This window comes from Aurantimonas sp. E1-2-R+4, assembly GCF_036549515.1.
In the GTDB taxonomy this organism is placed as follows: Bacteria; Pseudomonadota; Alphaproteobacteria; order Rhizobiales; family Rhizobiaceae; genus Aurantimonas; species Aurantimonas coralicida_A.
Map to the genome: position 1 here is coordinate 124,162 of NZ_JAZHLK010000001.1, position 13,489 is coordinate 137,650.

Genomic DNA, 13,489 nt, shown 5'->3' on the forward strand with positions numbered 1-13,489 from the left:
GGTTTGCGCGGAAACGGGACGGGTCCTCCAATCGGTGTCGTGCCGCGGTGCCGAAGCCAGTAAAGACGGGGTGATCGGCCATGACGGAACCGGTGGAATGCGATCCGAAATTCATTCACCTTCGGGTCCATAGCGCGTTTTCGCTGCTGGAAGGCGCGTTGCGGCTGGACCAGATCATCCAGTTCGCCAAGACGGACGGATTGCCGGCGATCGGCATCAGTGACACGAACAACTTGTTCGGCGCACTGGAGTTTTCCGAAAAGGCCGCGAAGGCCGGCATACAGCCGATTATCGGATGTCAGCTCGACGTCGACTTTGGCGATACCGAGTCTGAGGAGCGCGGCGGCCGCAAGGACCGGAATTTGGCGTCGATCGCGCCGCTGGTGTTGATCGCCGCGAGCGAGGTGGGGTTCGCCAATCTCGTCGAAATCGTTTCGCTAGCCTATCTCGGACATCCGGATAGCCCCAAACCGCACGTCTTGTTCGATTGGGTGGCGGAGCGGGCCGAGGGGGTGATCGCCCTGACTGGCGGGCCGCTGGGGCCGATCGGCGCGGCGCTTGCCGCCGACCGGGAGGCGATCGCCCGGACCCGGTTGGAGCGTCTGGCCGCGATTTTCGGCGACCGGCTCTATGTCGAACTGCAGCGCCAGGAAGGGCGGAGCCGCAAGGTGGAGGCCGGAACGGTTCGGCTAGCCTATGATTTCTCGCTTCCCCTCGTGGCGACCAACGAGCCGTTCTTTTTTGGCCGCGACGACTTCGAGGCCCATGACGCGCTGATGGCGGTGGCGAGCAACCGGCTGGTCAGTCACGAGGATCGGCGTCGGCTTTCGCGGGATCACAGCCTCAAATCACAGGGCGAAATGGCGGTGCTGTTCGCCGATTTGCCGGAAGCCCTTCACAATACGGTCGAGATCGCCCGGCGTTGTTCCTACCGACCAACGACGCGGGCGCCGATCCTGCCGCGTTTCGCCGGCGCCGACGCCGACCCGGTCGAGGCGGAGGGCGCGGAAACCACCGAACTTCGCCGGCAGGCCGTCGAAGGCTTGGAGAAGCGGCTCGCGGCGCACGGCCTGGCCCCCGGCGAGACCGAGGCGAGCTACCGCGAGCGCCTGGATTTCGAGCTGTCGATCATCGAGCGTATGAAGTTCCCAGGCTACTTCCTGATCGTTTCGGACTTCATCAAGTGGGCCAAGGGGCAGGGGATTCCGGTTGGGCCCGGCCGAGGTTCGGGTGCCGGTTCGCTCGTCGCCTATTCCCTGACGATCACCGATCTCGACCCGCTTCGCTTTTCACTGCTCTTCGAACGCTTCCTCAACCCCGAACGCGTCTCGATGCCGGACTTCGACATCGATTTCTGCCAGGAACGGCGCGAGGAGGTGATCCGCTACGTCCAGGAGAAATACGGGCGCGAGCAGGTCGGCCAGATCATTACCTTCGGAACGCTCCAGGCGCGTGCAGTGCTACGCGACGTCGGCCGTGTGCTGGAGATGTCGTACGGCCAGGTGGACAAGCTCTGCAAGCTGGTGCCGCAGAACCCCGCCAACCCGGTGACACTCGCCCAGGCGCTGGTTGAGGAGCCGCGGCTGCAGGAAGCGCGCGAGAAGGAAGAGATCGTCGACCGGCTGATCTCGATCGCGCTGAAGCTGGAGGGGCTCTACCGCCACGCCTCGACCCACGCGGCGGGGATCGTCATCGGCGATCGGCCGCTATCGCAGCTCGTGCCGATGTACCGCGATCCGCGCTCTGACATGCCGGTGACCCAATACAATATGAAATGGGTCGAGCCGGCGGGCCTGGTCAAATTCGACTTTCTTGGGCTGAAGACCCTGACGGTGCTGCAGACGGCGGTGCAGCTCATTGCCCGAAAAGGCATCGAGATCGATCTCACGGCTATCCCGCTCGATGATGCCAAGAGCTACGAGATGATGACCCGCGGCGAGACCGTGGGCGTGTTCCAGGTGGAATCGGTCGGTATGCGCAAGGCGCTGATCGGTATGCGCCCGGACCGGTTCGAGGACATCATCGCCCTGGTCGCGCTGTATCGGCCGGGTCCGATGGAGAACATCCCGACCTATAACGCCCGCAAGCACGGGGAGGAGGAGCCGGACTTCATTCACCCGATGATAGCGCCGATTCTGAAGGAGACGCAGGGCGTCATCATCTATCAGGAACAGGTGATGCAGATCGCGCAGGTGCTTGCGGGATACTCGCTTGGCGAAGCCGACCTCTTGCGCCGCGCGATGGGCAAGAAAATTCGCGCGGAGATGGACAAGCAGCGGGTCCGTTTCGTCGAGGGCGCGGTCAAGAACGGTCTGCAAAAGGCCCAGGCGAACATGATCTTCGACCTGCTGGCCAAGTTTGCCGATTACGGCTTCAACAAGAGCCATGCGGCGGCTTACGCCCTGGTGGCGTATCAGACGGCCTATCTGAAGGCGAACCATCCGGTCGAGTTCCTGGCCGCCTCGATGACCCTCGACGCGCGCAACACCGAAAAACTCAATGATTTCCGTATGGATGCGATGCGGCTCGGCATCGCGGTCGTGCCGCCATCCGTCCGGACATCCTACAAATCCTTCGAGGTGGGTGAAAACCGAATCTTCTATGCTCTCGCCGCGATCAAGGGCGTCGGGGAACATGCGGTCGAGCACATCGTGGAGCGACGCGGCGACGTGGGTTTCGCCTCGCTGGAGGATTTCTGCGCCCGGATCGATCCGAAGATCGTCAACAAGCGCACGCTCGAATTCCTCATCGCGGCGGGCGCGCTCGACTGTTTCGGCCACGACCGGTCGCTGTTGAGCGGCAATATCGAACTGATGTCCTCTTATGCGCTGCGGGTCCATGAGGGCCGGACATCGGGCCAACACGATATGTTCGGCTCGGCCGGCGACGCGCCGGAGCCGCTGCGGCTCAACCCGGCGCCGTTGTGGATGGCGTCGAAGAAATTGTTGCGGGAATTCCAGGCGATCGGCTTCTACCTCTCGGCCCACCCGCTGGACGAATACAAGGCGACGTTGAAGCGGCTGCGGGTGCAGACCCACGCGGAAGTCGTCGCTGGTGTGAAACGGGGCGCCAGCGCCGGCAAACTCGCTGGTACGGTCACCTCGCGGCAGGAGCGCAAGACCCGGAGCGGCGGCAAGCTCGGAATCGTCCAATTGTCGGACCCCAGCGGCCAGTACGAGGTAGTGCTGTTTTCGGAAGCGCTCTACGCCTTTCGCGACATGCTCGAGCCCGGCACCTCGGTGATCGTGACGGTGTCGGCGGAGGAACGGCCGGAGGGAATCTCGTTCCGCGTCCAGTCGGTTCAGTCGCTGGAAGACGAGGCGGTGCGCATGCAGAAATCACTGCGTGTCTTCATGCGCGACGCCGCGCCGCTGCAAAGTTTTCGCGGTCAGCTCCAGGGCGATGGCGACAGCGAGGTCTCGCTCGTTCTGGTCCGCGACGGCGGCGAACGGGAGATCGAGATCATGCTTCCGGGCCGCTACCGCGTCTCGCCGCAGATGGCGAGCGCCGTCAAGGCGGCGCCAGGGGTCCTCGACGTCGAGCTTTTATAAGCGTTTGACGGGAAGGTAGCCCGCAGGGTGAGGGCGCGTGTCCTGTAGTGAGCCGTTCTTGGACTCCTGGGTAGCCGGGGTGTTTTCGTGTCGCCGCGCTGGGCGGGGCCCCTCGGAAGCGGCGGCCTGCCGGAACGTATAGCCTGTCTCGATCGAGTCTTGGCCGAAGCGGTCGCGCAGGCGATCGAGCGCTGCCTCCGCCTTGGCCCGCTTGGCAGCGCCCGGATCGACGAGATCGTCGGGGTCGGCAAGGGCGGCGGGCCCAAAATCCGCGCAGCCGATACCAATGAGCCGGAACCGCGTTCCATCGATCTCCTTTTCGATCAGGGCGAGACCGGTCTCGAATATCCGATCGGCCAGACGCGTCGGATCGTGGAGTTTGCGGTTACGGGTGCGTGTCCGAAAATCCGCGGATTTCATCTTGAGAACGATCGTCGAAGCGGACAGGTCGGTCGCTTTCAGACGTCGCGCGACCTTTTCGCTCAAGGCGCGCAGAACCGGAACAAGCTGGTCGCGCGTCGACAAGTCGTGATGGAATGTCGTTTCCGCCGATATGCTCTTCATATCGCCGCGCGGATCGACCGTGCGGATGTCGATGCCGCGCGAGAGACCGTATAGCCGCTGCCCCATGCGGCCATATCGCTTGATCAGGCCAACTTCGTCCATCGTCTGCAGCTGGCCGATGGTTGCGAGCCCATCGTGCTGCAATGTTCGGTCCATCGCTTCACCGACCCCCCAGATCATCGAGATCGGCTTGTCGCGGAGAAATGCGAGGGTTTCGGCGCGGCCGATCACCGAGAACCCCCGCGGCTTCTCCAGATCGCTGGCGATCTTGGCGAGGAACTTGTTGTGCGACAAGCCGACCGAGACGCTGATGCCGAGTTCGCGTTCCACATCCCGCGCAAGGTGCGCGAGGGTCATCGCCGGCGGTTGGCCGTGAAGCCGTTCCGTGCCGCTCAGGTCCAGAAACGCCTCGTCGATCGACAGCGGCTCGACCAGCGGCGTGATGGCCAGCATCATGTCGCGGACCGCGCGTCCGACCTCGGCGTATTTCGCCATGTTCGGCGGCAGCACAATCGCATCCGGGCAGAGCTTCAACGCCCTGAACATCGGCATGGCCGAACGGACGCCGTGGATGCGTGCGATATAGCAGGCGGTGGCGACGACCCCGCGGTGGCCACCACCGATGATCACGGGCTGCTGGCGAAGCTCCGGCCGGTCGCGCTTTTCGACGGCCGCGTAGAAGGCATCGCAATCGATATGGGCAATGGCGAGCTCGGCGAGCTCGCCATGACCGACGACCCGCGGGCTGCCGCAGGCGCGACAACGCGCTCCCGCCGTGTCGTCCCGGGCCAGGCAGTCCCGGCAAAACCGCAAATGGGGTGGGATGGACATCACGACCTCGGACGATTCCCAGCGGCCAGAATAGCCAAGTCCGTGAGAAAAGGGAATTTCCGGCCAATCGACCGTCGCGATCTATTCAACCCGGTGGGACGCCAGAATGCTCTCGATGATCGTCTCGGCCTCGTTCCAATGGGCCGCCGCATGCGCGCCGGCAGGAAGCGGCGGCAGATGCGGCCGGAAGACGGTGTTCGCCATCAAATGCAGCAGATGTACCTCAGGCACGCTCTTGCGGACACCCGCAAGATTGGGCGGCAGATCGTCGGCGAAGACGAGCGGACCGGGCCAGCGTTTCGAGAGTTCCGCGACGATCGCGCCTTTCGAGCGCTCGGTTGCGATCATCGGATAATGCAGACCCTTGTTATCGAGCAGGGCCCGCCGGTATGGATAGTAGGACGGCGTCATCGCCGTCAGAAATACGATGTCGGCCTTGCACGACAGCCGGTCGAGAGCGGCGGCGACACCCGCGACCAGCGGCTGTCGCGTTTCCTGGGTCTCGTAGAGAAGCTCGGTCACGCGATCTAGCTCCGACCCCGACAGGGCCGCTCCAGTCGAAATCGACCGGACGTTGCCGGTCAGTTTGAAGCTCTCGGGGTGGAGGCGCGCGCCATGTTCCTCGAGCAGCCGGCCGAACGGATCGATGAATTCGAGGACGACCTCGTCGACGTCCAGCACCAACAGCGCATCATGGGATTTGGTCAGCGATGCGATCGGTGGACCGGCGGTGACGCTGCCGCGGCTCACGGCTGCTCCACAAAAGGGCTGTCGCCCAACGCCTGCCGGGCCGCGGCGACCCGGGAGGGATCGGTTTCGGCGTCGGCCGCGAAGGCGAGGACCGTCGGCTCGTGTGCGAGAATGAAATCGAGAACCCCGGGCAAAAAGCCCGGTGTCGCGGCGGCTTGACGCAGCGCCGGCACGTCGAGTCCAGTCAGCGCAAGGAAGCGGTCGAACAGGGTCCGATCGGCAGCGATAAAGGCGAGCGCCGCGACCGCCAGGGCTTCCGCTTCCTGGCGATTCATCCCGGCGCCGCCAACGCCGCCGTGCAACCTTTTGTTATCGTTAAGAGATGGCAACCCGTCCATTCCCACTTCTTAAATCAAATCAGCGTAGAAGGGACCTCGATAGCGCAAGATCGCAAGTCGGTCGAGGCAAGGAGTGTCGCCCATGGCGAAGACCGTGATGATCGTCGAAGACAACGAACTCAACATGAAGCTCTTTCGCGACCTGATTGAGGCACATGGTTACGCAACCGTACAGACTCGCAGCGGACTGACTGCGATGGATCTCGCCCGCGAACATCGGCCCGACCTGATCCTGATGGATATCCAGCTTCCGGAAATTTCCGGCCTCGACGTGACGCGTGATCTCAAGGCGGATCCCGAGCTGAGCAGGATCCCCGTGATTGCGGTTACGGCGTTCGCCATGAAGGGCGACGAGGAGCGAATCCGTCAAGGCGGCTGCGAAGCCTATATTTCGAAGCCGATCTCGGTCACCAAGTTCATCGACACCATCCGCTCCTTCCTGGGCGAAGCCTGAGGGCCGCGCCATGACCGCTCGAATCCTGCTGGTCGACGATATCGAGATGAACCTTCGCGTTCTCGAGGCGCGGCTGTCGGCCGAATATTACGATGTGGTGACCGCGATGAGCGGCGCGGACGCGCTGGATATCTGCCGTAGCCAGCCCATCGATCTCGTGCTCCTCGACGTAATGATGCCGGAGATGGACGGCTTCGAGGTCTGCCGACAGCTGAAGGCAGACCCCCGCACGATGTATCTTCCCATCGTTCTGATTACTGCCCTCGATCAGCCCTCTGACCGGCTTGCCGGGCTCGAGGCGGGCGCCGACGATTTTCTGACCAAACCCGTTCGCGATCTGCCGCTGTTCTCGCGAGTCCGCAGTCTGACGCGCCTCAAGCTCGTGACCGACGAATTGCGGCGCCGGGCCGAAACGGCGATCAACCTCGTCGCGGAGGAGCACGCCGGCGAGGGGCGCGAGGCGCTCGCCAGGCTCGCCTTCTACGGAGAGGATACCGACGAGACGCGGCGGATCCAGAAATATCTGAAGGGCGTGGTGCAGGTCGAGGCCGTCGCGGACGCGGCGAGCTTGATCGCCGCCGCCGTCAATGGGGCCGCCGACGCCGTGTTGATCGACATGGCAGCGAAAGCGGTCGATCCGTTGCGGCTCGTATCGCAGTTGCGGTCGAACGAGGCGTCGCGGCTCCTGCCCGTCCTCGCGATCGCGGAAGCGGAAGATGATGAAACAGCTGCCCGTGCCCTGGAACTGGGTGCCAACGACTACATCCAGCGTCCGCTCGACCGCCACGAACTGATCGCCCGCATCCGAACCCAAATGCGGCGTAAACGCAACGACGAGCGCCTTCGGCAATCGGTCGAACAGACAATTGAGCTTGCCCTGTCCGATTCCCTGACGGGACTGCATAATCGCCGCTTCTTCGAGACCCATCTCGCCACGGCCGTGCAGCGCGCCCGCACCACCGGAGCAAGCTTCTCGGTGCTGATCGCCGACATCGATCACTTCAAGCGCGTCAACGACGGCTGGGGGCACGAGGCGGGCGACCGCGTGCTCAAGCAGTTTTCCGCAAGGCTCAACGATTGCCTACGGTCCAGCGATCTGGCGTGCCGGTTCGGCGGGGAGGAGTTCGCGATCCTGATGATGGACGCCGATTTCGATACCGCCATGTCGATCGCCGACCGCATCCGTCGCAGCGTATGCGATACACCCTTCGACATTGGCGGCGAGTTGATCGATGTGACCGTCAGCGAAGGGTTTGCCGTCTTCGACGCCGCGCGCGACGACGCGGCGAATTTGGTGAGGCGGGCCGACCAGGCGCTTTATGCAGCCAAGCGCGGCGGCCGCAACCGGGTCGGTACCGCGGAGGCGGCTTGAAAACAGACCGGAGGTTGCAACGGCGGTTTGGCCTCTCGACCTCGGAAGCATCGGCCCCGTAGGGAGGGGCCACCGCCGGTCGAGGAAGCGCCTAGCGTATCATCTTGATACCGCTTCGAACGAAGCCGAAACAAAACGGCCTTAACCATTTCTTAAAAGTCTAGACCCAATGGGGCGCAATGTCGTTGCAATTGAATCGGTTCTGGGCGAGTCTCCAGACAGAAATCGAAGGTCAAGAGCTAGACGGAAGACCTTCGAAGTTACCCCCATGGAATGCTCAGGTCCGCCGCATCTCCTGGGTCCCGTGGGGAGGTCGGTCGGTAGCGTGCGCATGCGGTTTCCTCGTACCGTTGTGCGTTGCCGGCCGGCCACTTTTTTGCGGCGCCCCCCGCCGACGATCACCCGATCCCTATTGCCGCTGATATCGCGCTTCGTTCAACCGATGCCGTTTGGCGAACATGCGCGCCAACGGTTTTCTCGCCGTGGCCTGTGGCCCGGCGGCGCTTGGCAAAACAAGGCGGCACTCCAAAACCAAAAGCGCCGCCCCGTTGCCGGAGCGGCGCCATCATCGGCCGATCGTGCCGAAAATTATTTGATTTTCGCCTCACGAAACTCGACGTGCTTGCGCGCGACCGGGTCGTACTTGGTCTTCACCATCTTCTCGGTCATCGTGCGGCTGTTCTTGCTCGTGACATAGAAGAAGCCGGTGTCGGCTGTCGAGAGGAGCTTGATCTTGATGGTGGTTGCCTTCGCCATGGCCTTATCCGTTCGCTGATGCGCGTCGTCATTTTCGATCGAACCGGGCGCGGGCCGATTCCGTTCGCTACGACTGCGGCTGAAACTGTTTCGGCTTGTGGGATTAACTGCATAACAGCCGACACACCACGCACCAACGCGCCGTCGCGATGCGGCGGCGAATTCGACGCGGACCATAGCCAAGCTCGTCGGCAAGTCAAGCCCGTCTCGCCCACGCCATTCGCCCCAGCGTAAGGACGAGGTAGAGGCCGAAGAAGAGGGCGAGCGCCCAAGCGAATCCGTTGGCTCCGAACAGATCCATCGACGAGCCGATGGCCTGCGGACCGACGAGCATGCCTGCGGAATAACAGAAGATGAAGGCGGCATTCGCCGAGGCGAGTTCGGAGCCGGCGAGCTTCGATCCCAGATGCGCCAGCCCCACAGTGTAAAGGCCGGCCACGACGCCGCCCCACAGGAACAGGAGTGTGGCCATCAACATCCAGTCTTGGGCCACCAAAGGCAGCGACAGGGTTCCGATGAGGCCGATCAGCGCGAAGAGCGACAACAGGCTGCGGCGATCCCGGACACGATCGGACACAAGGCCGATCGGAATCTGCATCAGGACATTGCCGAGGCCTATCGCGGTCAGCAACAGGGCGGCGGATGATTCCGAAAAGCCAAGCCGTTCGCCATAGATCGGAAACAGCGCGAAGCCGCCTGACTCCACGGCTCCGAAGATCAGCACGGCGCCGGTCGCGGTCGGGACGGCGAATATGTATCGCCAGAAGGAGCCGCGTTGACGCTCTCCGAGAGCGGGCTGTCGGTTCCAGGCGAAGAACAAGGGAATCGCCGAGGCAAAGATGACGCCAGCGCCGATCGCGAAGGGCAGGATTCCCGTCGAGCCGACTTGCGAGAAGATGAACGGTCCGGCGGCGAAGCCGAGCGACAGGACGGTCGCGTAGATGCCCAGAACGAAGCCGCGCTTGCCGGGCGGTGCCGCCGCGGTGATCCAGAATTCGGAGAGGACGAACAGCGCCGTGATCGCGAAGTGGAAGACCAGCCGCAGCGGAAACCAGGTCCAGAACGGTGTCAGGAAATAGAAGCCGAGAGCCGAGATGCCTGAGAGAGCAATGGCAATCAGCATCGACAAGCGAACGCCGAGACGGCGTGCGATCGGCGTGATCAAGGGCGCCGCGAGGAGCGAGGCAATTCCGGCAACGGCGGTGTTGGCGCCGATCAGGCTTGCCGAGATCCCCCGTTGCTCGAGAATGACACTGAGCAGGGGCAGGCCAAGGCCAAGGGCGATACCGACCGCGCTGATCGAAGCGATGGCGGCGCCGGCCGAGACCCAGTCGACCTGTTCGATCTCGTGTTCGGCTTGTGCGACGATGTCATCGGGCGTCCATTTGTCCATCCGGCGGGTTCACCCATGCCGTCAGAGAAAATCGCGGACGAATCGCCCGCGCACGGCCCGGTAGAAGGGCATGGGGCGTGTCGCGTCGCGCCACGATCCGTCCGCGATCAGCGCCTCCAAATCCGCGAGGACCCGCAAGGTGATGGCGGCGAGGGACAGTTCTTTGACCTGATCGAAGGTGAACCATTCGACCGCTTCCAGTTCGTCGGTCGGCAGGTCCTCGAGTGACGGCCCGTGCGACATCTCGGTAGCGGACACACAGAAGAAGCGGGTGTCGTAGCGCCGAGGCGGCCCCGGCGGCGTGATCGCGCGCGCCAGCGGCACGAGCTGCCCAGGATCCGGGCGGATTCCCCGTTCGGCGAACATGACCCAAAAGCCGGTCGTCCGGCCTTCGAACGCACCAGGCGCCCCCACCATCGCGCCCGCTTCCTCGAAGGTTTCGCGAATCGCGGCGAGGGCGGTCGCGGTCGCCCTGCGAGAATCGAACCGGGCTGGGGGCCCCGCGCAAAGCCGCGCAAGGGCCGGTTCGGAGAGGGTGAAGGCCGAAGCCAGGGCGAGATCAGCGGCATCCACCCGGCCGCCGGGAAAGACATAGCGGCCTGGCATGAACACGTGTCCGGCCGCCCGCCGCCCCATCAAGAGACGCGGCGCCGGGCCAGCCTCGTCGACGATGATCAATGTTCCCGCGTCGCGGGGCCGCTGCTTGGGTCCGGCAGGCCGCGGGCCGTCGGGCCGCATTCGTCCGGCATCCAGCGCCGCTATGGCTCCGGTCTCGCTCAACCGTATGGCTCCTCGTCGGCCTCTCCGCCGAAGCCGCCGAGACGCAACGCCCACTGCAATGCGATAGTTGCGCCTTTCAACGGTTGAAGCAGCGCGAGCGAAAGGAAGAGCGTGATCGGGACCCAAATCGCCAAATGCGTCCACATGGACAGCGTGACAGCACGCTCCACGAACATGAACAGGCCGACCACGATATGGCCGACGATAAACACCGTCAGATAGGGCGGCAGGTCGTCGGCGCGGTGATGGTGAATTTCCTGGTGGCAGACCGAGCAGGCGTCCACGCTCTTGAGATAGCCGCTGAAGAGCTTACCCACGCCGCAATTAGGGCACCGGCAACGAAGGCCCTTGAGCAGCGCCGGCCCCACCGGCCGGACGCTGTCGGGGCTGCTTGCCCGAACCGCGTATTCGCTGTCGATCATCTGCTGGCTCATCGCCGTTTCCTGGCCTTCCCCGCAACGTTCTTGTCGCGTCCTGTGGAGCGCCGGCGTCCGCCTGCCTTGTGGAAGGAGCCGGTCGTGCGCGGCAGTTTGCGGGGCTCGCTCAACATCTCGAACTGCATCGAGCCGGCCAGTGGCAGCGCCTCTTTGAGGCGCACCTCTACCGAATCGCCCAGGCGAAAGCCATGACCGCTCCGGTCGCCGACCAGCGAGCGGCCCACCTCGTCATAATGGAAGAACTCGTTGCCGAGCGTCGAGATCGGCACGAAACCGTCCGCCCCAAAGGCTGGGAGAACGACAAACAGTCCGGCCTTGGTCACGCCGGTAATCCGCCCGTCGAAATCCTCGCCGACGCGATCGGCGAGATGATGGGCGATCAGCCGGTCGACGGTGTCGCGTTCCGCCGCCATGGCGCGACGTTCGGCGCGCGAAATGTTCTCGGCGGTCTGTTCCAGGGTCTCCTCGTCCTCGCGGCTCAGCCCACCCTCGCCAAGGCCGAGCGCGGTGATCAGCGCCCGGTGAACGATCAAATCGGCATAACGACGGATCGGCGAGGTGAAGTGGGCGTAGCGGACGAGGTTGAGACCGAAATGTCCGATATTCTCAGGTGAATAGACCGCCTGCGACTGCGACCGCAGCACTACCTCGTTGACGAGGCTCTCGTGCTCGCTCGCCTTCACCTGGGTGAGGATGCCGTTGAAATGCGATGGCCGCAGCGAGCCGCTCTTGGCCAGCGATATCTCCAGCGTCCGCAGAAAGTCGCGCAAGGATTCGAGCTTGGCGAGCGAGGGCGCGTCGTGGGCCCGGTAGATCAGTGCTTGGCGCTTCGCCTCGAGCGTTTCGGCCGCGGCCACATTGGCCAGGATCATGAACTCCTCGATCAGCCGGTGGGCGTCGAGGCGCGGCGGCACGACGACCTTGTCGACATGCCCGTCCGGCCCCAGGACGATCTTCTTCTCCGGCAGGTCGAGATCCAGCGGTTGCCGGCGCGCGCGCTCCGCCTTGGCGAGGCCATAGGCTTTCCAGAGCGGCTTCAGCATGTCGTCGACGACCGTCGGATGCACGTCACCCGGCGCACCGTCGATCGCCGCCTGGGCCGCCTCGTAGGACAGCTTGGCGTGGCTTTTCATCATGATGCGATGGAAGCTGTGACGCCGCTTTTCGCCATGCGCCCCGAGAATCATCCGGACGGCGAGGGCGGGGCGGTCCACCCCCTCACGCAGCGAGCAGAGTTCGTTCGAAATGCGCTCCGGCAGCATCGGCACGACGCGATCCGGGAAATAGACCGAATTGCCGCGAAGCCGGGCTTCGGCGTCGAGCTTCGAGCCCGGGCGGACATACAGCGCGACATCGGCGATGGCGACCGTGACCACCATACCGCCGGGATTGGCGGGGTCGTCGTCCTCCACCGCGTGGACCGCGTCGTCATGGTCCTTGGCGTCGGCCGGATCGATGGTGACGAGAGGCAGCCTCCGCCAATCCTCGCGGTCCTTCATCGTTGCCGGGCCGGCGGCCTCGGCTTCGGTGATCACGGCTTTCGGAAAAATATGCGGGATGGAGTGAGCATGCAGCGCGATGGTCGAAATCGCACGCTCGGAGTTCATCGAGCCGACGACGTCGACGACCGTAGCGATCGGCAGGCTCGTGCGATGACGCGGCCCCGGCGCGATCTCCACCAGATCGCCGTCCTTGGCGTGGTTCGTATCGCCCGCCCGCACGATATATTCAAGTTGCTTGCGCTCGACCGGTTCGACGCGGCCCCCGCCGCCCGGCTGCGCGCGGAACACGCCGAGCGCCAAGGTTTTCTGCCGTTCCAGCACCCGGATCACGCGGGCGATTTTAGCGCCGCCCTCGTCCTCGTCGATCCGCGCCAGGATACGCTCGCCAAGACCGGCCACCGGGCCCTTGTCACGATCCTGGCTAACGAGCAGGCGAGGGCGCTCGCCGTCTCTTTCCGCGTCCCAGCTCACGGGTTCGGCGATCAGTCCGCCATCATCGTCGCGGCTACGGATTTCGAGAACCGCCACGTCCGGCAACGCACCGGGCGTCGAAAACCGTTTGCGGCCGCCGGCGAGGACGCCTTCGGCCTGCAGGTCGGCAAGGAGGTCCTTCAGGGCGACGCGCTCGTCGCCCTTGACCTGAAACGCCTTGGCGATGTCGCGCTTGGACGAGCGCCCCGGATTGTCCGTGATGAAGCGGAGCACCGCCTCCCGGCTCAATTCCGGGCGCGTTTCGCCCTGAGGCCGACCCCGCGCCATCG

General features: G+C 64.2%; 11 protein-coding genes. 3 read left to right on the forward strand and 8 right to left on the reverse strand.

The genetic code is table 11. The annotated features are described in order from the left end of the window. Window positions 1–80: 80 nt before the first annotated feature. A complete protein-coding gene (dnaE, locus tag VQ045_RS00600) occupies window positions 81–3,551 on the forward strand; it encodes a DNA polymerase III subunit alpha (protein WP_331828813.1) in 3,471 nt (1,156 codons plus the stop codon). On the opposite strand, the gene VQ045_RS00605 is transcribed toward dnaE, so the two are convergent. From VQ045_RS00605 to VQ045_RS00615, 3 genes are all read right to left on the reverse strand, one after another. Beyond that, window positions 3,546–4,946: a DNA polymerase IV gene (locus tag VQ045_RS00605; RefSeq protein WP_442879811.1), complete on the reverse strand. Its 1,401-nt coding sequence runs from the start codon at window positions 4,944–4,946 to the stop codon at window positions 3,546–3,548. The two genes, dnaE and VQ045_RS00605, sit on opposite strands and share 6 nt — an antisense overlap. 81 nt (window positions 4,947–5,027) lie before the next feature. Next, window positions 5,028–5,696: a hypothetical protein gene (locus VQ045_RS00610; protein WP_331828814.1), complete on the reverse strand. Its 669-nt coding sequence runs from the start codon at window positions 5,694–5,696 to the stop codon at window positions 5,028–5,030. Beyond that, entirely contained in the window at window positions 5,693–5,971 is a 279-nt protein-coding gene (locus VQ045_RS00615) for a DUF3572 family protein (protein ID WP_327622251.1), read from the reverse strand. The genes VQ045_RS00610 and VQ045_RS00615 overlap by 4 nt, the downstream gene beginning before the upstream one ends. A 145-nt stretch (window positions 5,972–6,116) precedes the next feature. On the opposite strand from VQ045_RS00615, the gene VQ045_RS00620 reads away from it, so the two are divergent. Both VQ045_RS00620 and VQ045_RS00625 read left to right on the forward strand, forming a co-directional pair. Next, window positions 6,117–6,488, forward strand: coding sequence for a response regulator (locus tag VQ045_RS00620; RefSeq protein ID WP_327622250.1), 372 nt, complete (start codon window positions 6,117–6,119; stop codon window positions 6,486–6,488). 10 nt (window positions 6,489–6,498) lie between these two features. Then, window positions 6,499–7,860, forward strand: a complete 1,362-nt coding sequence (locus VQ045_RS00625; protein ID WP_331828815.1) for a PleD family two-component system response regulator — start codon at window positions 6,499–6,501, stop codon at window positions 7,858–7,860. A gap of 588 nt (window positions 7,861–8,448) precedes the next feature. Here the strand turns inward: VQ045_RS00625 and rpmG are convergent. The 5 genes from rpmG to rnr form a co-directional block, all read right to left on the reverse strand. Beyond that, window positions 8,449–8,616 carry a 50S ribosomal protein L33 gene (gene rpmG / locus VQ045_RS00630; protein ID WP_206454054.1) on the reverse strand — a complete coding sequence of 56 codons (168 nt, stop codon included), beginning with the start codon at window positions 8,614–8,616 and terminating at the stop codon, window positions 8,449–8,451. Window positions 8,617–8,812: 196 nt separating this feature from the next. Beyond that, window positions 8,813–10,009 (reverse strand): MFS transporter, encoded by a 1,197-nt coding sequence (locus VQ045_RS00635; RefSeq protein ID WP_331828816.1) that lies wholly within the window; start codon window positions 10,007–10,009, stop codon window positions 8,813–8,815. Window positions 10,010–10,030: 21 nt separating this feature from the next. Next, window positions 10,031–10,789: an NUDIX domain-containing protein gene (locus VQ045_RS00640; protein ID WP_331828817.1), complete on the reverse strand. Its 759-nt coding sequence runs from the start codon at window positions 10,787–10,789 to the stop codon at window positions 10,031–10,033. Beyond that, window positions 10,786–11,223: a DUF983 domain-containing protein gene (locus VQ045_RS00645; RefSeq protein ID WP_327622246.1), complete on the reverse strand. Its 438-nt coding sequence runs from the start codon at window positions 11,221–11,223 to the stop codon at window positions 10,786–10,788. Before VQ045_RS00645 ends, VQ045_RS00640 begins: the two co-directional genes overlap by 4 nt. Beyond that, window positions 11,220–13,487 (reverse strand): ribonuclease R, encoded by a 2,268-nt coding sequence (gene rnr / locus VQ045_RS00650; protein ID WP_331828818.1) that lies wholly within the window; start codon window positions 13,485–13,487, stop codon window positions 11,220–11,222. Before rnr ends, VQ045_RS00645 begins: the two co-directional genes overlap by 4 nt. Window positions 13,488–13,489 lie beyond the last annotated feature (2 nt).